This window comes from Pyruvatibacter mobilis, from assembly GCF_012848855.1.
Classification (GTDB): Bacteria; Pseudomonadota; Alphaproteobacteria; order CGMCC-115125; family CGMCC-115125; genus Pyruvatibacter; species Pyruvatibacter mobilis.
In genome coordinates this window covers 727153-745621 of record NZ_CP051630.1, presented here as the reverse complement: position 1 = coordinate 745621, position 18469 = coordinate 727153, and the positions used below count along the sequence as shown (strand labels likewise).

17 protein-coding genes and 1 other RNA gene are annotated in these 18469 nt (G+C 64.6%); 5 read left to right on the top strand and 13 right to left on the bottom strand.

Features of this window, described 5'->3' with window-relative positions:
* Positions 1 to 39 precede the first annotated feature (39 nt).
* The 3 genes from ilvN to miaA all read right to left on the bottom strand — a co-directional run bounded on the left by ilvN (position 40) and on the right by miaA (position 3499).
* A complete protein-coding gene (gene ilvN, locus HG718_RS03445) occupies positions 40 to 552 on the bottom strand; it encodes an acetolactate synthase small subunit (RefSeq protein WP_160588625.1) in 513 nt (170 codons plus the stop codon).
* Between the two features lie 98 nt (positions 553 to 650).
* Complete coding sequence (locus HG718_RS03440) at positions 651 to 2414, bottom strand: acetolactate synthase 3 large subunit (RefSeq protein WP_160588626.1); 1764 nt, start codon at positions 2412 to 2414, stop codon at positions 651 to 653.
* A 149-nt stretch (positions 2415 to 2563) separates the two neighbouring features.
* A complete protein-coding gene (miaA, locus tag HG718_RS03435) occupies positions 2564 to 3499 on the bottom strand; it encodes a tRNA (adenosine(37)-N6)-dimethylallyltransferase MiaA (RefSeq protein WP_160588627.1) in 936 nt (311 codons plus the stop codon).
* Between the two features lie 24 nt (positions 3500 to 3523).
* Here miaA and serB point away from each other — a divergent pair, with 24 nt between their 5' ends.
* A complete protein-coding gene (gene serB / locus HG718_RS03430; protein ID WP_160588628.1) occupies positions 3524 to 4420 on the top strand; it encodes a phosphoserine phosphatase SerB in 897 nt (298 codons plus the stop codon).
* Between the two features lie 78 nt (positions 4421 to 4498).
* On the opposite strand, the gene HG718_RS03425 is transcribed toward serB, so the two are convergent.
* The 4 genes from HG718_RS03425 to hflK form a co-directional block, all read right to left on the bottom strand.
* Complete coding sequence (locus HG718_RS03425; RefSeq protein ID WP_036264910.1) at positions 4499 to 5941, bottom strand: DegQ family serine endoprotease; 1443 nt, start codon at positions 5939 to 5941, stop codon at positions 4499 to 4501.
* Positions 5942 to 6300: 359 nt separating this feature from the next.
* On the bottom strand, positions 6301 to 6486 hold the full coding sequence (locus tag HG718_RS03420; RefSeq protein WP_160588629.1) for a DUF2065 domain-containing protein: 186 nt from the start codon (positions 6484 to 6486) through the stop codon (positions 6301 to 6303).
* A 35-nt stretch (positions 6487 to 6521) separates the two neighbouring features.
* A complete protein-coding gene (hflC, locus tag HG718_RS03415; protein ID WP_160588630.1) occupies positions 6522 to 7610 on the bottom strand; it encodes a protease modulator HflC in 1089 nt (362 codons plus the stop codon).
* On the bottom strand, positions 7610 to 8761 hold the full coding sequence (hflK, locus tag HG718_RS03410) for an FtsH protease activity modulator HflK (RefSeq protein WP_027841949.1): 1152 nt from the start codon (positions 8759 to 8761) through the stop codon (positions 7610 to 7612). The genes hflC and hflK overlap by 1 nt, the downstream gene beginning before the upstream one ends.
* A 275-nt stretch (positions 8762 to 9036) precedes the next feature.
* Between hflK and HG718_RS03405 the strand changes: the two genes are divergently transcribed.
* A complete protein-coding gene (locus HG718_RS03405; RefSeq protein ID WP_160588631.1) occupies positions 9037 to 10197 on the top strand; it encodes an Mrp/NBP35 family ATP-binding protein in 1161 nt (386 codons plus the stop codon).
* A 95-nt stretch (positions 10198 to 10292) separates the two neighbouring features.
* On the opposite strand, the gene HG718_RS03400 is transcribed toward HG718_RS03405, so the two are convergent.
* The 6 genes from HG718_RS03400 to HG718_RS03375 all read right to left on the bottom strand — a co-directional run bounded on the left by HG718_RS03400 (position 10293) and on the right by HG718_RS03375 (position 15903).
* The gene (locus HG718_RS03400) at positions 10293 to 10520 is read right to left on the bottom strand and encodes a hypothetical protein (protein WP_160588632.1); all 228 of its coding nucleotides are present in this window, start codon (positions 10518 to 10520) and stop codon (positions 10293 to 10295) included.
* Between the two features lie 247 nt (positions 10521 to 10767).
* Positions 10768 to 11118: a hypothetical protein gene (locus HG718_RS03395; protein WP_027841946.1), complete on the bottom strand. Its 351-nt coding sequence runs from the start codon at positions 11116 to 11118 to the stop codon at positions 10768 to 10770.
* A gap of 179 nt (positions 11119 to 11297) precedes the next feature.
* Complete coding sequence (locus HG718_RS03390; protein WP_027841945.1) at positions 11298 to 12215, bottom strand: SMP-30/gluconolactonase/LRE family protein; 918 nt, start codon at positions 12213 to 12215, stop codon at positions 11298 to 11300.
* Between the two features lie 33 nt (positions 12216 to 12248).
* The gene (locus HG718_RS03385) at positions 12249 to 12761 is read right to left on the bottom strand and encodes a dihydrofolate reductase (RefSeq protein WP_160588633.1); all 513 of its coding nucleotides are present in this window, start codon (positions 12759 to 12761) and stop codon (positions 12249 to 12251) included.
* 12 nt (positions 12762 to 12773) lie between these two features.
* Positions 12774 to 13568, bottom strand: coding sequence for a thymidylate synthase (locus HG718_RS03380; RefSeq protein WP_160588634.1), 795 nt, complete (start codon positions 13566 to 13568; stop codon positions 12774 to 12776).
* 76 nt (positions 13569 to 13644) lie between these two features.
* The gene (locus tag HG718_RS03375; protein WP_160588635.1) at positions 13645 to 15903 is read right to left on the bottom strand and encodes a right-handed parallel beta-helix repeat-containing protein; all 2259 of its coding nucleotides are present in this window, start codon (positions 15901 to 15903) and stop codon (positions 13645 to 13647) included.
* A 212-nt stretch (positions 15904 to 16115) separates the two neighbouring features.
* Between HG718_RS03375 and HG718_RS03370 the strand changes: the two genes are divergently transcribed.
* The 3 genes from HG718_RS03370 (at position 16116) to HG718_RS03360 (ending at position 18420) form a co-directional block, all read left to right on the top strand.
* Entirely contained in the window at positions 16116 to 17285 is a 1170-nt protein-coding gene (locus HG718_RS03370; protein ID WP_027841940.1) for a dipeptidase, read from the top strand.
* Positions 17286 to 17348: 63 nt separating this feature from the next.
* Positions 17349 to 17736, top strand: a transfer-messenger RNA (tmRNA) gene (ssrA, locus tag HG718_RS03365).
* A 159-nt stretch (positions 17737 to 17895) separates the two neighbouring features.
* The gene (locus tag HG718_RS03360) at positions 17896 to 18420 is read left to right on the top strand and encodes an SspB family protein (protein ID WP_160588636.1); all 525 of its coding nucleotides are present in this window, start codon (positions 17896 to 17898) and stop codon (positions 18418 to 18420) included.
* Positions 18421 to 18469 lie beyond the last annotated feature (49 nt).

Sequence of the window (18469 nt, the reverse complement as noted above, 5' to 3'; positions counted from 1 at the left end):
GGCCCGGATCAGGGGCCCTCAAAGTGTGTGAAGTCGGGGTTACATCTGCTCCGCGCCGCGGGCGATGGCGACAACGCCGGTGCGGCTGACATCCACCAGCCCCAGGGGGCGCATGAGGGTGACAAAGGCGTTGATCTTGTCCGGCGCGCCCGTCACCTCGAACACGAAGGACGAGTGCGTGGTGTCGATCACCCGCGCCCGGAAAGCGTCTGACAGGCGCAGCGCCTCGACGCGCTTTTCGCCCGTGCCGGCGACCTTGACCAGCGCCATCTCGCGCTCGACCGGGTTGGTCTCGACGGTGAGGTCCACCACCTTGTGAACCGGCACCAGCCGGTCAAGCTGCGCCTTGATCTGCTCCACCACCATCGGCGTACCATTGGTGACGACGGTGATGCGCGACATGTGCGCCGCCTCGTCCACCTCGGCCACGGTCAGGCTCTCGATGTTGTAGCCGCGGCCCGAAAAAAGGCCGATGACGCGGGCCAGGACGCCCGCCTCATTATCCACGAGGACGGCGATGGTGTGGCGTTCGATTTCTTCAGGTTTCCGCATGGAACAGCGCTTTTCCTGAGCTTTTTGGTGTTTTCGGATGATGAAATGGCCGGCCCGGCAGCTGCACCGGACCGGCCATCCAAAGACGTGCGGGCGGGTTATACGAGGATTTTGCCCTCATCGGAAATAGCATCCGTGGGGTCTTTCGCCTCATCCGCCAGAATCATGTCGTTATGGGCAGCGCCCGACGGGATCATCGGGAAGCAGTTCTCGACCTTGTCGACCACGCAATCAAAGAGCACCGGCTTGTTGATCGCCATCATCTCCTTGATCTTGTCGTCGAGCTCGCCCGGGTTTTCCGCCCGCATGCCGACCGCACCATAGGCCTCGGCCAGCTTCACAAAGTCAGGCAGCGCTTCCGAATAGGAGTGCGAATAGCGCGCGCCGTGCAGCAGCTGCTGCCACTGGCGGACCATGCCCATATATTCATTGTTGAGGATGAACACCTTCACCGGCAGATCATACTGGATCGCCGTCGACAGCTCCTGGATGCACATCTGGATCGACGCCTCACCGGCAATGTCGATCACCAGCGCATCCGGATGCGCCATCTGCACGCCGATTGCCGCCGGCAGGCCATAGCCCATGGTGCCCAGGCCGCCGGAGGTCATCCAGCGGTTGGGATCATCGAAGTGATAATGCTGGGCCGCCCACATCTGGTGCTGCCCCACTTCGGTGGTGATGTAGGTGTTCGGCCCCTTGGTGAGCTCGTAGAGACGCTGCACCGCGTGCTGCGGCTTGATGATCTCATCCGAGTTCTGGAACGACAGCGACTGCCGCGCCCGCCAGGTGTCGATCTGCTTCCACCACTGTTCCAGCGCGCCCTTGTCCTGCTTGGCGGACTTGGCCTTCCACAGGCGCAGCATGTCTTCCAGCACGTGGGCGACGTCGCCGACGATGGGGACATCAACGTGGACGTTCTTGTTGATCGACGAGGGGTCGATATCGACGTGGATCTTCTTGGCGTTGGGCGCGAACTTGTCGAGCACGCCGGTGACGCGGTCATCGAACCGCGCACCGAGATTGATCATCACGTCGCAATCATGCATCGCCCAGTTGGCCTCGTAGGTGCCGTGCATGCCGAGCATGCCCAGCCACTGCTTGTCGCTGGCCGGATAGGCACCCAGCCCCATCAGCGTGGAGGTGATGGGAAAGCCCGTGGTGCGGACGAATTCGCGCAGCAGCTGACAGGCCTCGGGCCCCGAATTGATGACGCCACCGCCCGTATAGAAGATCGGCTTTTTCGCCGTCGCGATCAGGTCAACCGCTTCCTTGATGCGGTCGATATTGCCCTTCACCTGCGGCCGGTAGGTCGGGTGACCCTGGGTGGACGGACCCTGATAGAGCCCGAGCTGGAACTGGATGTCCTTCGGGATGTCGATGACGACGGGGCCCGGACGGCCATGGGTGGCCACATAGAACGCCTCATGCAGGATGCGCGGCAGATCCTCCACCGACTGGACGAGCCAGTTGTGCTTGGTGCAGGGCCGCGTGATGCCGACCGTGTCGGCCTCCTGGAACGCGTCATTGCCAATGAGATGCGTCGGCACCTGCCCGGTGATGCAGACCAGCGGGATGGAATCCATCAGCGCATCCGTCAGCCCGGTGACCGCATTGGTGGCGCCGGGACCGGAGGTGACCAGGCACACACCCGGCTTGCCGGACGACCGCGCATAGCCTTCAGCCGCGTGCAGGGCGCCCTGCTCATGGCGGACGAGAACGTGCTTGATGGTCTCACGGTCAAACAGCGCGTCATAGATGGGAAGCACGGCGCCGCCCGGATACCCGAACAGCGTGTCTACGCCGTGATCCTCCAGTGCTTTGACAACCATCTCCGCACCGCTGATCTCGCGCGAGGCCATGACCCTTTTCCTTCACCAAAAGCGGGCCCTGCCCTGCCGCACCCGGACGGTACGGCCCGCAAAACCCGCGAAATACTTGAAAAAGTGCCGGGAGAACGCCGTGGTCCGCCCGAAACGAGGCGGGACACTATGCGCGATTGTGCGCCGCGTCAAGCGGAAGCAGAAAGCAATGACAAAATTTCTTTGCGCTTTCTTTTCATTTGTTGCGCAGAAATAGCATTCCACGAAACCATTTGCGTGCGCGCCCAGGTCATCTGCCGCTTGATATAGCGCCTGGTCTGCCCCTTGCCCTGCGCCACGGCCTCTTCCAGCGAAATCTCGCCCCTCAAATGCGCCATCAGCGGCGGTACGCCCACCGCCTTCATCACCGGCACCTCCGGGTCCAGCTCCCGCGCCATCAGCCGCTCGACCTCGGCCAGCGCGCCCTGAGCCATCATCTGGTCGAAGCGGATATTGGCCTGTTCCTTTACCTCGGCCTTGTCCGGCACCAGCACCACCTTGACGAAATCTGCGTCCAGAAGCGGCGTCGCCGGGGCTTCCTGCCACGCGGCCAGCCCCCGCCCCGTCGCTGCCAGCACCTCCAGTGCCCGGGCGATCCGCTGCGGGTCGGACGGGCGGATATTGGCCGCCGTCTGCGGGTCACGATCCGACAGATACGCATGCGCCTGCTCGGGCCCGAACTCCTCCACCAGCACGCGGGCCGCCTCCCGGTTGATGCCGGGGATCTCGGGGATTTCCGTCAGCCCCTCGGACAGTGCCTTGAAGTAAAGACCGGTGCCGCCCACGACGATGGGCAGATGCCCCCGCGCCCAGATGCCCTCGATCTCATGCACCGCAAGCCGCGCCCAATGGGCTGCCGAGCACGGGATGGCTCCGTCCATCGCCCCATAGAGATGATGCGGCACCATCGCTTCCTCCGCTTCCGACGGCCGGGCCGTGAGAATGCGCAGGTCGCGATAGACCTGCATCGAATCCGCATTGACGATCTCGCCGTCCACGCGCCCGGCAAGGTCCAGCGCCAGCGCCGACTTGCCGCTCGCGGTCGGCCCTGCAATAAGCAGCACTCGGTTTTTCCCAGTCGTCATTCTCAGCCTGAAACGGAATTCTTCATGCGGTCGGTGCTGACCCTCATCGCAAATCCTGAAACACGCAAGCTTTCAGCGGAAGACCTTGATGCAGTGCGCCGCGCCGTGCCCGAAGCAGGCGCGCCCGCCTGGCTGCATGAGGATGTGGCCTGCGACCTGCTGGTGGACATCGCCCCGGCGGAGCTGCACGCCATCGAAGCTGCCGCCCGGGCAGCGCTTGACGGCCTGCCCATCGACGTGGTGACCCAGGGCACCGGCCACCGCCGCAAGGCATTGCTGGTGGCGGATATGGATTCGACCGTCATCGAGCAGGAATGCATCGACGAATTGGCAGCCGAAGCCGGCATCGGCGCCCATGTGGCGGAGATCACCGAGCGCGCCATGCGCGGCGAACTGGCCTTTGAGCCAGCCCTGCGCGAGCGGGTGAAGCTGCTGGAAGGCCTGCCGGAAGCCAAGCTTGAACAGGTTTTTGGAACGCGCATCACACTGTCCCCCGGCATCCGCACCGTGACCGACACCATGCGCCTCAACGGCGCCTATTGTGCCCTTGTTTCGGGCGGCTTCACCTTCTTCACGGCCCGCGTGGCGGTGAAGGCAGGCTTTGACATCAACAGGGCGAACACCCTGGAGCTGAAAGATGGCCATTTGACGGGCCAAGTGATCGACCCGATTCTCGGCCGCGCCGCCAAACTCGAAAGCCTTGAGGAATTCGCCGCCGAGAAATCTCTCACGCTTGAAAGCACCATGGCCGTGGGCGACGGGGCCAACGATCTGGCGATGATCGAGGCTGCCGGCATCGGCGTCGCCTATCACGCCAAGCCCGTGGTGGCGCAGGCCGCCCCCGCCCGCATCGACCACACGGACCTCACCACCCTGCTCTACATGCAGGGCTATGCGCGGGATGAATTCGCCGGCGCCTGACCGCACCGGACCCGGAACGCAAAAGCCCCGCACATCGCTGTGCGGGGCTTTTTTGTTCGTGTACGGAAGCTGTGCGGCCTAGCTGCCTTCCACCCGCAGAGCGACGAAGCTCGTCTCGCCGCCGCGGCTGATCTGCAGCAGCACAGACTTCAGGCCTTCGGACTTGGCCCGCGCCACCTGCTCCTCGACCTCTTCCGGATCAGTCACGGCTTTCTGGGCGACCTTGACGATCACGTCACCAGCCCGCACCCGCTTCTCAGCCGCCTGGCTGCCGGGCACGACCGCGACGACGAGCACACCATCCAGGCCGTCTTCCACGTTGTACTGCTCGCGCAGCACGTCGTTGAGCGAGGACAGGGACAGGCCGAGGGTCTCGTTCTCCGCCGGTGCCTTCGGCTCGGCCTTGGCTTCCGCCTGGCCATCGGCCTCCTCGAGACGGCCAAGGGTGACCTGGTAGGTCTTCTCTTCGCCATCACGCAGGACGACCACGTCCACTTCCTTGCCGACAGGCGTATCCGCCACGATGCGGGGCAGATCGCGCATTTTCTCAACCGGCTGATCATCAAACCGGACGATCACGTCACCGGCTTCGATGCCGCTGCCGACCGCCGGGCCGCCATCCTGGATACCGGCAACAAGCGCGCCATTGGTATCCTTGAGGCCAAGGCCTTCAGCGAGGTCTTCCGTCACCGTCTGGATGCGCACACCCAGCCAGCCGCGGCGCGTCTCGCCATATTCCTTGAGCTGCTCGATCACATTGGTGGCCGTGGTGGCCGGAATGGAAAAGCCGATGCCGATGGACCCGCCGGTCGGCGAGATGATGGCGGTGTTAACGCCCATCACTTCACCGGCCATGTTGAACAGCGGACCGCCGGAATTGCCGCGGTTGATCGAGGCATCGGTCTGGATGAAGGCGTCATAGGGACCGGCATTGATGTCGCGATCCCGCGCCGAGACGATACCGGCGGTCACCGTACCGCCGAGGCCGAACGGATTGCCGATCGCCATTACCCAGTCACCCACGCGCAGCGCGTCACTGTCGCCGAAGCGCACGAAGGGCAGCTTGCGGTCGGCCTTCACCTTCAGGAGCGCCAGATCGGTCTTCGGGTCGCGGCCGAGGATTTCAGCGTCCAGCGTCTCCCCGTCCGAGAAGGTCACGGTGACTTCGTCCGCATCTTCCACGACGTGGTTGTTGGTGACGACGAGGCCGTCAGGGTCAATCACGAAGCCCGAGCCCAGCGACTGCACCCGGCGCTGCTGCGGCTGGTTGCCGCCATGACGCTCAAGAAACTCCTCGAAATATTCCTCAAACGGCGAGCCGGGAGGAAATTCCGGCAGCGGCACGGCGTTGCCGCCGGACACGGTCTGCGCCGTGGAAATGTTGACAACGGCCGGCGTCAGCTTCTCCGCCAGGTCGGCGAAGCTTTCCGGCGCGGAGCGCGCCTGTGCCGGCGTCCAGGCAATGGAAGCCACGCCAATGGCAAAGGCAGCACCGACGGCCAGCGTCGCGCTGCGCATCATGCGAAAGGCGGATGGTGAGTTATGGAAGGTCACTTGAGGACGTCTCCTTGGGTGTTGCAAAGGCCCCAGCCTCGAAGTCGAGAACCACACGAAATCCAGAACCAGCGAACCCGCAAGGCCTGCGGATCCAGATGATGGCGGACTGCGCAGGCGGAGGCCGAGCCTCCGCGACACATGCCCGCCCTGCATAGACTGCTGCCGGTTGCAGCCGCGTTAACCAAGAAGGATGCGCCGGACCGGCAGCGGGAAAGGACAAGGCGGCAGACCCCAATAGGCCTACTGCGATTGAGCTTTTATCCGCAGAGATTGTGGACAAAAGGAGGCGTCCGCCGACCCCGCCACATTACGATTTCGTGAGGTTAACCGCGCACGAGCCAGACGATGGCAAGGCCCGTGACCGCGGCCAGCAGCCCGGTCACCCGCAGGCTGGAATCCGGCGTTGCCTCCACCATGCGCAGCATGCGGCGGATGGCACCGGGAAAGGCAGCATAGGCCAGGCCTTCGATGATGAAGACCAGGCCTATGGCAACCACAAGATCAGACATGCTGAACGGTCATTCTCCGAAGCAGGCAACCGGCGCTACTGCGCGCCGGCAGCCCCTTCTTCCAGAGCCGGGGCGATCGGCTGATCGGCCGGCAGGTCGTCAGGCAGGGTTTCGGGAAGCACTTCCGCGCCACCCGTCGGGGCTACCCGCTCAAGCTCCGCACACAGAAGGCTACGCAGGGTCTCGTCCCCTTCAAGCCGGGCAAGCAAGTCTGCGGCCCGCGACGCCGAGCGGCCCACAGGCGCATTGCCCTCGGGGATCGCATTCGGGTCGGTGAAGTAGCGGAAGAACTCGCTGTCCGGCGACAGCACCGCCGTCGTCTCGCCCTGCTGCAGGGCCTGCTCGTAGGACTGCATGGAGCGGTAGAAGGCAAAGAAGCTCGGATCGATGCCGAAGGCCGCAGCGAAGATACGGTTACGGCAGGCATCGCCCTCACCACGGATGATTTCCGCGTTACGGGTGCTTTCGGCCACCGTCACCGTCACTTCACGGTCCGCATTGGCGCGGATGCGCTGGGCGACCTCGTTACCCTGGGCGCGGAACTCGTTGGCTTCACGCTCACGTTCGGTCTGCATGCGGCGGAAAATGGCCTGACTGTTGGCCTCCGGCAGGTCGGCACGGCGGATGCGCACATCCACCACATCGATACCGAACTGCTCGGCTTCCTTGTTCATCTGGTCCTTGATGCGCTCCATCAGGTCCGCACGGTCATCCCGCACCACCGCTTCGAAGCTCTCCTCACCCAGCACGCGCCGCAGGCTCGACTGGAGGATGGTGCCCAGACGCGACCGGGCCACGGCCTCATTGCCGACGGCAATGTAGAACTGCAGCGGGTCGGCGACGCGGAAGCGCGCAAACGCATCCACCACCAGGCGCTTCTGGTCCGACGCGATGACTTCGCTCGGCTGGATGTCGAGATCAAGGATCCGCTTGTCGATGGTGATGACGTTCTGCACGAACGGCACCTTCACATGCAGGCCCGGCTCACGGATCACCTGGCGGGGGTCACCGAACTGCAGCACCAGCGCCTGCTGGGTCTGATGGACGGTGAACAGCGAATTGGCGGCGACGATGCCCAGCAGAACGAGGACAACGGCCAGCGCGATAAGAGATGTGCGGCCCATTAGTTTGCCTCCTGCTGCGTGTTGCGACGGCGCTCGACCTCGGGCAGCGGCAGATAGGGCACGACCCCCGAGCCGCTGTCGCCGTCAACCAGCACCTTGTTCATCTTGCCCAGCACGCGCTCCATGGTTTCCAGATACATGCGCTGGCGCGTCACGTCCGGTGCCTGGGCATATTCGCCATAGATGGACAGGAAGCGGCGCGCCTGACCTTCGGCTTCTTCCACCGTCTGGTCGCGATAGGCCGCAGCCTCCTGCTCGATCCGCTCGGACTCACCACGTGCCTGCGGCAGGACGCGGTTGGCGTAGGATTCAGCCTCGTTGCGTGAGCGCTCGGCGTCCGCGCGGGCGGCCTGCACGTCACGGAAGGCGTCAATCACCGCTGCCGGAGGGTTAGAGTCCTGGATCTGCACCTGGGTAATGCGGATGCCGGCGCCGTATTCATCCAGCAGGTTCTGCATCAGGTCCTGCACGCGGGCCTCCGCCTGCTGGCGGCCTTCGGTCAGCAGCGGCTGGATGTTGGACTGGCCCACCACTTCACGCATGGAGCTTTCGGCCACGGCCTTCACGGTGCCGACCGGGTTCTGGATGTTGAACAGGTAGTCCTGCGCATTGTTGATGACCCAGAACACCGAGAAGTCGATGTCGATGATGTTCTCGTCACCGGTCAGCATCAGGCTTTCTTCCGGCACGTCACGCACCGTGCCCTGGCGCACCGTGCGGGTTTCCTCGCTGGTGCGCATGCCCACATCGACCCGGTTCACGCGGGTGACCTGCGGCGTGTACACCGTCTCGATCGGATAAGGCAGGTGATAGTTGAGGCCGGGATTGGTGGTGTCCTGATAGGCCCCGAAGCGGAGCACGACGCCCTGCTCGTCCGGCTGGACGCGGTAGAAGCCTGACACCAGCCAGATGGCAATGAGAACGGCGATGCCGACGAGGATGCCGCGGAAGCCGAGGCCCCCGCCCTGGCCGCCGCCACCGGGGAACGACTGGCGGAAGCGCTCCTGGCCACGGCGCAGGATCTCTTCCAGGTCAGGCCCCTGGCCGCCGCCCGGGCCGCCGCTGCCATTGCCGCGACCGCCACCGGTCCCGCCGCCTGAAGGCCCCTGCCCCCATGGTCCGCCACCACCGCTCTTGTCGTCCCAGGGCATATAGTATTCCTCATCCGTTGAAGCGCGATGATACGCCGGGACCTCATGCCCCGGTGACCATTGCGCCGCATTGACTGGCGTCACCTGCGCAACCACCTATCGCGCAGCATATGATCTGTACCGGCTTATATGATAGGCAAACCGCCCGCTGCAACGCGAACCGGCACAAAATCGCACCGCTAATCCCTTTGTTCACAAGGGAAAACACCCCGCGCAGTGTCGATTGCGGTGCCGATAGAGCCGCCCAGAGACACCGACCAGGAGAGCAAAGCGCCATGACCAGCCGCCCCGGACCAGACAGGGACACCATTCTCGCGACGCTCAACAGCATCTCGCTGCCGGACGGCCGCGGCCTCGTGGATGCGCGCCTGGTGCAGGGCCTGGTGATCCGGGACGGCAATGTGGGCTTTGCGCTGGAGATCGCCCCCGCCGATGCGGACAGCATGGAAAAGGTGCGCAGCGCCGCCGCCGACGCGGTAAAGGCGCTGGCGGGCGTCACCTCCGTCACCGCCGTCCTCACCGCGCATAATGACACCCCCGGCAGTACGCCGGCCCGTCCCGCGCAGGGTACCCCCACAGCGCAAAATGCCGGACACAGCCATGGCGGCGGCCAGCAGCCGGGCCGCAACGGCCCCCTCACCATCCCCGGCGTCGGCGCCATCATCGCCGTGGCCAGCGGCAAGGGCGGCGTGGGCAAATCCACCCTCGCGGTCAATCTCGCCCTCGGCCTCAGCGCGCTGGGCCTCAAGGTTGGCCTGCTGGATGCAGATGTTTACGGACCATCCGTGCCGCGGATGCTGGGGCTCAACCGCAAGCCGGACGCCAGCGAGAACAAGAAGCTCATTCCGCTGGAAGCCTATGGCATCAAGGCCATGTCCATCGGCCTCATCGTGGACGAGGACACGCCGATGATCTGGCGCGGGCCCATGGTGCAATCCGCCATCTCGCAGATGCTGGTGGATGTGGAATGGGCGCCGCTGGACGTGCTGGTGGTCGACATGCCGCCGGGCACGGGCGATGCCCAGCTGACCCTGGCCCAGCGCGTGCCGATGACCGGCGCCGTCATCGTCTCGACGCCGCAGGAGATTGCGCTTATCGACGCGCGCAAGGCCGTCGCCATGTTCGAGAAGACCCACGTGCCGATCCTCGGCGTGGTGGAGAACATGGCCTGGCTTGAAATGCCCGACGGCAGCCGCAACCACATCTTCGGTGAAGGCGGCGCGCGCCAGACGGCTGAAAAGCTGAACGTGCCCTTCCTCGGCGAAGTGCCGCTGATCACCGGCATCCGCGAAGGCGGTGATGACGGCAAACCCGTCACCGGGACAGCACCCGACAGCGCCACCGCCACAATCTTCAGGGACATTGCGGCAGCCCTGATGGCGTCACTTGAAGGGTCCGACCAGAAGCCCGCCCCGCGCATCACCATCTCGGACTAGGCCCGCAGGCATCCAATTAATCTGTATACAAATGAAAACGGCCGGTACGGGGTTTGGGTCCCGCACCGGCCGTTTCCTGTTCCACCGGCCTTGGGTCAGGCCAGCGAATCCGACCCGCCGTCAACGGCCTTGCCGCTGCGGGGATTGCGGTCGCCCGGCACATCGTCATAGCGGTCACCGGCCACCTCGAACGCGTCGAGCGTCACGGTGGCAGCCTGGGCGTCCTGTTGGCTCGGGCTGTTGCGGCCCGGCACGTCATCACCGGCGAGAGCCGGAACGCTGAGGGCAATCAGGGTGGCGGGAACGATAAGAAGCGTCTTCATCTCAAATACCTCCAAGGGTCTTGTTGTTGGTTTCCCCTGCCGCGTGTTTACGCCCCTGGAAGATGCCCCCGTCACCGGGCTGTCGCACATCAAGCTCAAACGCATTCATGTGAAGGTTCCGTGACCATTCCGTGACGGATGATTTTCCATCCCTGCACCGGCCCCGCGCACGAAAAAACCGGAGGTCCCGTGCGGAACCTCCGGCTGTGATGTCAGTCGAAGCTGTGTCGAAACCGGGTCGGACGCTTTAGCGGCCAGCCTTCAGCGTCGCGGTTTCGGTGGAGCCGTCCGGCGCCGTCATTTCCCAGCTGTCGCCCACGGCGCGCTCGGTGGCGGCCACGCAGTACGGCCCGCTCTCGGCGGTGGCGGCGGAGGAGAAGCAGGCCTCCTCTTCACCCTTCAGCTCCCAGGTGCCGTCGACGGTCGCGTCACCGGCTACCTGCTGGTAGGAGCCATCCTCATTGATCAGCACCGCCCGGGTCGAGCCGTCGGCGGCGGTCACCTCGACGGTGTTCTCGTAGAACGGGGCCATCGGGTCAGCCAGGGCGGCAGTCGTCATCAGGCCGAGGGCGGCCACGGAAGCAAGCAGAAGTCGCATGAAAGTCCTCCCAATTGGATTGCGTCTATTGTTGTGCACCCCACGCGCGGGGTTTGGTTAACGCGGGCCAAACAGTGCCACAGCCTCGGCCATGCGCAAGCCCAATTTGCAGAACGTCCGGAAATGCAAAAGGGCCGGCACCCCGCCCGGGGTACCGGCCCTGCAAAGCCGCAAATGGCTTACTTGTTGAGGAAGTTGAGCGGCAGGCCCGCGACCGGCCACTCGCACTTCACCAGCTTGCCGGTGCCCGACAGGGTGATGTAAGCGGTTTTCAGGTCAGGCCCGCCGAAGCAGATATTGGTGACCAGCAGATCCGGGAACGGGGTGTGCTTCACCGTCTGCCCGTCCGGCGACACGGACGTGATGCCGCCATTGAAGATGGTGGCGACGCAGATATTGCCCTCGGCATCCACTGCCAGGCTGTCGAAATATTGCAGGTCCGGCACGCTCACCAGCAGGTTGGCCGGGATCGGCAGGTCCGGTGCCTTGGCGACGCCCGGGCTTTCAATGTCGAGATACCAGACGCGGCCGGACACGGTGTCCGCGAAATAGACCCGGTCCTCGTCCGGCGACAGGCCGACGCCGTTGGGCGTGTTGAGCGGGAAGGCCTGCTGGGTGATCGACGAGCCGTCCGGCTTGGCATAGTAGAGCGCCCCGCGATCCGTCACCCGGTCGTAGCTCTTACCAAGATCGGTGAACCAGAACCCGCCCTGCTTGTCGAACACGATGTCGTTCGGCCCGTTGAGCGGCACGCCGTCACATTCCGTGTAAAGAACATCGACCTTGCCGGTCTCAAGGTCCACACGCTCGATGCGGCCGCCGGAATAATCATCGGGCTTGTCGCCGGGGATCAGCAGCCCGTCGCGCTCATGCCAGGCAAAGCCGCCATTGTTGCAGACATAGACCGCGCCGTCCGGCCCGATGGCAGCGCCATTCGGCCCGCCGCCCAGCTCTGCGATGACGGACACTTCGCCCTCCGGCGACACGCGGCTCAGCGTGCCGCGGGCGATCTCCACGAGGATGACCGATCCGTCATCCATCGCGATGGGGCCTTCGGGAAAGCGCAGGCCGGAGGCCACCTCGGTAAAGTCGGTCATGAAATTCTCCCTGGGTTCTGATTATCTAAGTGGTCAGATGCTTTTTGGCGGCGGGCCCTTCCGGTCCAGCCGCAGAATTGTGTAGGCGCAGTTGTCGCCCTCCCCGGCCTCGTGGCGCTCAGCGGATACCTGCGTCCATGCGTCCTCGTCGAAATCAGGAAAGGCCGTATCGCCGTCCGCATCCATGTGGACGCGGGTGAAATGCAGAATGTGCGCATACGCCATGGCCTGGGCATAGACCTGCGCGCCGCCGACGATGCAGGCCTCTTCCGCCCCTTCGCCCGCCGCCGCGGCCAGCGCGTCTTCCAGCGAATGCACCAGCACCACGCCATCGGGCACCGGCGCCTCACTGCGGCTGAGCACGATGTTGGTGCGGCCCGGCAGGGGCTTGCCGAAGGAATTGAAGGTGGTGCGCCCGGCGATGATGGGCTTGCCCATGGTCGTCGCCCGGAAATGCTTCATGTCGCCCTTCAGGCGCCACGGCAACCCGTTATCCGCGCCGATGATGCCGTTCTCGGCCACGGCGACCACCATGGAAATACGCATGACGCAGGACCCTCAGACCGCGACCGGCGCGGAGATGTGCGGGTGCGCCTGATAGCCCTCGAGGCTGAAATCCTCATAGGTAAAATCGAACAGCGACCGCACCTCCGGGTTCAGCACCATGCGCGGCAGCGGATAGGGCTCACGCTCAAGCTGGGTGCGCGCCTGCTCCAGATGGTTGGAGTACAGATGCGCGTCGCCGAAGGTGTGCACGAAGTCGCCCGGCTCAAGCCCCGCCACCTGCGCGATCATCAGCGTCAGCAGCGCATAGGACGCGATGTTGAACGGCACGCCGAGGAAGATGTCCGCCGAGCGCTGGTAGAGCTGGCAGGAAAGCTTGCCGTCGGCCACGTAGAACTGGAACAGGCAGTGGCACGGGGCCAGCGCCATCTTGTCGAGGTCCGCCGGGTTCCACGCCGACACGATCAGCCGCCGCGAATCCGGGTTGGTCCTGATCTCGTTCACCAGCCATTTGAGCTGATCGACCGTGCCGCCCTCCGGCATGTCCCAGGAGCGCCACTGCTTGCCGTAGACGGGGCCGAGATTGCCGTTCTCATCCGCCCATTCATCCCAGATGCTGACGCCGTTCGCCTTGAGATAACGGGTGTTGGTATCGCCCGCGATGAACCACAGAAGCTCGTGGATGATGGATTTGAGATGCAGCTTCTTGGTGGTGACAAGGGGGAAGCCCTGCCCCAGATCAAACCGCATCTGATGGCCGAAAACCGAGACCGTGCCCGTGCCGGTCCGGTCATCCTTGCGCACGCCCTCGCGGAGAACGCGGCTCATAAGCTCGTGATATTGCTGCATGGGCCAGAGGTTAACGCGAGTCTGGCGGGGGCGGAAGCCGATTCCAGCCGCCCCCGAAGACTCTGGTTCCACCCTGCTACGGGCAGCTCGTCCCGTTGGTAAAGCCGATGGACCCCACCTGGCCGCCGATATCCGAGCAGAAGGCCGTGGTCGGTGCGGAATTGTCCACATTGCCCGAGCCGGAGACGGCATTGCCTGCCCCATCGAACCGGATGGTGTTGGTCGGCGTGCCGGCGAGGACGGACATGTTCACCGTCACCTGGTTGCCCACGGTCATCTCCAGGCCGTTATTGCCATTGGCGGAGATGGTGGTGCCGGTGACCGTCAGCACGTTGCCGTCCGAGATATCGACGCCCTCTTCACCACCCGTCGAGGTGATGGCGGTGTTGGTGAGGGTGATGGTGTTGTTGTCATCCGCGTCCAGCCCCTCGAGCACCGCCGTCACGGACCCGCCGGTGACGGAGAGAGTGTTCCGGTCAGACAGGAGGTAGCCGCGGCCGCCCAGGCCCGTAGCCGTGCTGTTGGTGACAGTGATCGAGTTGCCGTCCCGCACCTCGATAAAGTCCTCATTTGCACTGCTGACCGTGACATCGGAGACGTTCACGGTGTTGTCGTCGAAGCCGAACAGCACATCGAACCCGATACCCGAGAAGCTTGTTCCGGCAATGGTGATGCCATTGCGGTTGTCGAAGGCCACCGCGTCGCCGCAGATGGAGCTGACAGTGACACCCGACAGCACGAGTGTGTTGTCGTCATCAATGCGCACACCGTCATTGCACATATTGGAGATGGTGGAGTTGCTGATGGTGATCTGGTTGCTGTCATTGGCAAACAGGCCGAACAGGCCGGTGTCGAACACGCTGTTGGCCACCGTCACCTGGTTGGCATTGTTGATCGCCAGCGACGGGCCGAACGGGGTGAACCCGACCGACACATTGCGCAGGGTCAGCGTGTTGCCATCCATGGCATTGATGCCCGCACCGCCGACATTCCGGATGCTGACATCATCCAGCACCACAAAGGCCGACGACCCGATCGACACGCCGTCATTGAAGGCGTTGAGCGGTATGCCGGTTACATCAAGGCCCGCCACATGGGTGCGGTCGACGAGGTTGAGGGTCGGTGCGTCGGCGAGATTGCGCAAGGTGGGGCGCGCGCCCGGCGCCGTCAGCGTGGTGACCGCGCCGCTGGTGCGCCCGCGCACCTCGACACTGCCGCCGCCGCCGACCACTGTCTGGTTGGCCTGCAAGGTCTGCGGGCCGAACAGCGTGCCCGCCGAACCGTCCACGACGATCAGCGTGTTGCCGCCATTGGCGGCCGCCGGAGCCGTGATGCCGGTTGTGGCATCCGCATAGGCCACCCGGTCGAGCGCGACGCCGGTAGCAGCGTCTTCCACCAGTTCCCGGCCGCTGGGCTCGGTCACGATATCCGTGTCGCGCTCCAGCCCGTCGGTCATCCGCCGCCACTGAACACTGCGCGGCCGGCCGACCTCCGCCCCGCCGGAGACGACGGTGAACGGCAGCCTGAACCGCACGCCGGCTTCCACATTGCCGCCGCGCACTTCATCGGACCGCCACTCCCCTTCAAGCGACAGGCGCGAGCCGGGCATCACCGGGATGATGTCATCCACCCGGAACTCGATCCGCGCCTTGGGGCCGGAGATATTGTCCGGCGCCTCATCCGCATCGAAATGGAAGCCGCCCGCATAGATGCGCAGCGCCTGGGTGGCCGGGTCCGCCCCAAGCCATTCAAGCGGTACCAAGGTGCCGATTTCGCCGTCGACCCCCGACAGCGGCACTTCGGACGCGCCCTCGATATAGATCTGGCTGCCTTCGATCCGCGCCTGCGTTGTGCCCGGCGACCGCTTGGGATCGGTCAGCGCCCAATAGCCGTTGATGCGCACATCGAACTGCTCGGACAGGGCCTCCACGCCGCCGGAGGCCGCCCAGAACGTGTTTTTCTCGGAACTATGGCGATGATCCCCGCCGGCCCACACGCCGAGATTCCAGCCTGACGGCAACATGTGGCGGAAACCCACGGCGGCGTTGATCTCGGAGACCTGATCCTCGAACAGCTTGCCCCGCACATCGGTGAACACCAGGCTCTCATCGGACTGCATCAGCGGCAGAAACAGCGCCGCCTCGCCACGCTCGGACCCCGACCCGCCCAGATAGCCGCCAAGCTCCGCCCAGCCGCTCCAGGCGCTGTCGCCACCCGTCGAGGCGGTGCCGGAGGCCGCCGCCTGGCCGGGCGCAAGGACCAGGGTGCCCAGCGCAACGCCAAGCGCCAGACGTCCGAGCAAATGCACGAACCGGCGAACAGAACGGTCGATCATGTGGTGCCCCCGCACACAGATTGCAGGCGGCGGCACCCCCAAGTGTCCGCTTCGGCCCGCGTTAATCATCTGTTTACCATTGCAGTTTGGCACGCAGGCGACAGCGCGCCAATAGGCGGGCAGGATTCAAGGTAAATCCGGTGCGTGCCCGTCACCTTTCAGTGCTATAGGGGCCGCAAAGACGGATAGCCCAGCAACAAGGGGGGACACTCATGTTCAAATGGACCGCGATCATCATCGGCGCACTGGCCGTCATCTATTACGGCCTGGCCTGGTTCATCGTGCCCGGCGCGCTGGAGCGGCCGACCAACCGGGTGCTGGAGCACGCGCCCTATCAGGTGAGCGATACGGCCATGAAGCTGCATGAGCGGCTCACCATCGCCGACCTGCACTCCGACACCCTGCTGTGGAGCCGCGATGTGCTGGACCGCGCGGACCGCGGCCATGTGGATGTGCCGCGCCTTGTGGAAGGCAATGTGGCGCTGCAGGTGTTCTCGGTCGTCACCAAGGTGCCGGACGGCCAGAACTATGAAGAGAACTCAGCCGACAGCGACCAGATTACCCTGGCCGCCATGGCGCAGGCCTGGCCGGTGTCCACCTGGGGCAGCCTGCTGGAGCGCGCGCTCTACCAGGCCGACAAGCTGGCGACCGCCGCCGAGCGCAAGCCGGATGCCCTCAAACTGATCCGCACCCGCGCGGACCTCGACGCCCTTCTCGCCGCCCGCGCCGGCAATCCCGGCCTCGTCGGCGGCCTGCTGGCCACCGAGGGCTCCCACCCGCTTGAAGGCGACATCGCCAATGTGGAGGTACTCTATGAGGCGGGCTACCGCATGTTCGGCCTGCACCATTTCTTCGACAATGATCTCGGCGGCTCCCTGCACGGTCTCACCGGCGAAGGCCTCAACGCTTATGGCCGCGAGGTGGTGAAGGCCGCCGAAGCCCGCAAGATCATCATTGATGTGGCCCACTCCTCCCCCAACGCGGTGGCGGACGTGCTCGACATGGCCACCCGGCCGGTCGTGGTTTCGCATACCGGCGTGCGCGGTGCCTGCGACAGCGTGCGCAACCTCTCGGACGGGCTGATGCAGCGCATCGCGTCCCAGGGCGGCCTCATCGGCATCGGCTACTGGGAAGGGGCTGTCTGCGACATCTCCCCCGCGGGTATCGCCCGCAGCATCGTCTACGCAGTCAATCTCGTGGGCGAGGATCATGTGGCCCTCGGCTCTGACTATGACGGGGCTACCCAGGTGGCCTTCGATACGTCCGAGCTGGCGGTGCTGACCGATGAACTGCTGAAGGCGGGCCTGCCGGAAGAAACCATCGCCAAGGTGATGGGCGGCAACCTGATCCGCTTCCTGCGGGCCAACCTGCCCGCCGATTGAGCGGGAGGCGGTGTGGGGCTCCATGCACCAAAGGCGCGGGTTTGAAGGGGTTTTGGTGCCGAACACCTTTAATCAACCCTCATATGGGCCTATATAGGGTGTGTCAGGTCGCACCTGACTATGGCGATAAACGGTCTGCGCAATAAACCTATCGGACCCGGGGGCAGTACCCGGCGCCTCCACCACAAACCCGCCGGTATCCCGGCAGCCCATTGGGCACAAGCTGCGACGGCGGGTTTCTGTGGGGGCGAACTAGGATCGACGAGGGCGTAAAGGCAGTTCTTTCGCTCGGCATGGTTCCGCCGTTATCGGGCCATATTGATAGTTGCCAACGACAACTATGCGGAAGCACGTCTCGCTGCGTAACGCAGCGCGATCGCTTCAATTCAAGCCTTAACGGTTCGCACCGTTGAGCGGGGTTCGAGGGCACCTGGCAACAGAAGCCCTCACTTCCATATTCAAGCATGCAGACTGGTGCGGCGGGTTGTTCGGGATGGGGTAACCATCCACATCGCCATGCTTTGAATTCCCAGCTATTTTCAGCGATAAGGATCGCTGGTCAGATCACCCTGGACCGACCTCCCCGGACCAACGATCAAGGAGAGCCCCCTTGCCGACTGATTCCATCCAGTACGACATTCTCGCCCGAGAGGCGCTACGCCAGGTGGTGCATGACGTTCTGGAACAGGCTCAGCGCGAGGGCCTGCCCGGCGAGCACCATTTCTTCATCACCTTTGCCACCCAGGCACCCGGCGTGGTGATGAGCGACGAGCTGCGGTCGGACTTCCCGGACGAAATGACCATCGTGCTCCAGCACCAGTACTGGGACCTGGAAGTGAGCCGCGACCGCTTTGCGGTGAAGCTGGCGTTCGGCGGCGTGCCGCGCGAGCTGGTGGTTCCCTTCAAGGCGGTGACCGGCTTCTTCGACCCCAGCGTCCAGTTCGGCCTGCAATTCGCCCCCTCTCCCCAGGAAGGCACCGGCACACCGGCCCCCGCGCCTGCACCGGCGGAGGAAACTGCAGGCGACACTATGCCGCCCGTGCCCGGCCCCGCCGAGATCGACACCTCCGACGAAGCCGGCGACGGCGAGACCCAGGGCGAGGTCGTGAGCCTCGACGCCTTCCGCAAGAAGTAGGCTACCTCCCTCCCCCGCATATCAGCCCCTGTGCGCCGACTGCCCCCCT

What these genes read in the sequence shown, in the direction of transcription:
- ilvN (WP_160588625.1), bottom strand. Translation starts at nt 552, where the DNA reads ATGCGGAAACCTGAAGAAATCGAACGCCACACCATCGCCGTCCTCGTG.
- HG718_RS03440 (WP_160588626.1), bottom strand. Translation starts at nt 2,414, where the DNA reads ATGGCCTCGCGCGAGATCAGCGGTGCGGAGATGGTTGTCAAAGCACTG.
- miaA (WP_160588627.1), bottom strand. Translation starts at nt 3,499, where the DNA reads ATGACGACTGGGAAAAACCGAGTGCTGCTTATTGCAGGGCCGACCGCG.
- serB (WP_160588628.1), top strand. Translation starts at nt 3,524, where the DNA reads ATGCGGTCGGTGCTGACCCTCATCGCAAATCCTGAAACACGCAAGCTT.
- HG718_RS03425 (WP_036264910.1), bottom strand. Translation starts at nt 5,941, where the DNA reads ATGATGCGCAGCGCGACGCTGGCCGTCGGTGCTGCCTTTGCCATTGGC.
- HG718_RS03420 (WP_160588629.1), bottom strand. Translation starts at nt 6,486, where the DNA reads ATGTCTGATCTTGTGGTTGCCATAGGCCTGGTCTTCATCATCGAAGGC.
- hflC (WP_160588630.1), bottom strand. Translation starts at nt 7,610, where the DNA reads ATGGGCCGCACATCTCTTATCGCGCTGGCCGTTGTCCTCGTTCTGCTG.
- hflK (WP_027841949.1), bottom strand. Translation starts at nt 8,761, where the DNA reads ATGCCCTGGGACGACAAGAGCGGTGGTGGCGGACCATGGGGGCAGGGG.
- HG718_RS03405 (WP_160588631.1), top strand. Translation starts at nt 9,037, where the DNA reads ATGACCAGCCGCCCCGGACCAGACAGGGACACCATTCTCGCGACGCTC.
- HG718_RS03400 (WP_160588632.1), bottom strand. Translation starts at nt 10,520, where the DNA reads ATGAAGACGCTTCTTATCGTTCCCGCCACCCTGATTGCCCTCAGCGTT.
- HG718_RS03395 (WP_027841946.1), bottom strand. Translation starts at nt 11,118, where the DNA reads ATGCGACTTCTGCTTGCTTCCGTGGCCGCCCTCGGCCTGATGACGACT.
- HG718_RS03390 (WP_027841945.1), bottom strand. Translation starts at nt 12,215, where the DNA reads ATGACCGACTTTACCGAGGTGGCCTCCGGCCTGCGCTTTCCCGAAGGC.
- HG718_RS03385 (WP_160588633.1), bottom strand. Translation starts at nt 12,761, where the DNA reads ATGCGTATTTCCATGGTGGTCGCCGTGGCCGAGAACGGCATCATCGGC.
- HG718_RS03380 (WP_160588634.1), bottom strand. Translation starts at nt 13,568, where the DNA reads ATGCAGCAATATCACGAGCTTATGAGCCGCGTTCTCCGCGAGGGCGTG.
- HG718_RS03375 (WP_160588635.1), bottom strand. Translation starts at nt 15,903, where the DNA reads ATGATCGACCGTTCTGTTCGCCGGTTCGTGCATTTGCTCGGACGTCTG.
- HG718_RS03370 (WP_027841940.1), top strand. Translation starts at nt 16,116, where the DNA reads ATGTTCAAATGGACCGCGATCATCATCGGCGCACTGGCCGTCATCTAT.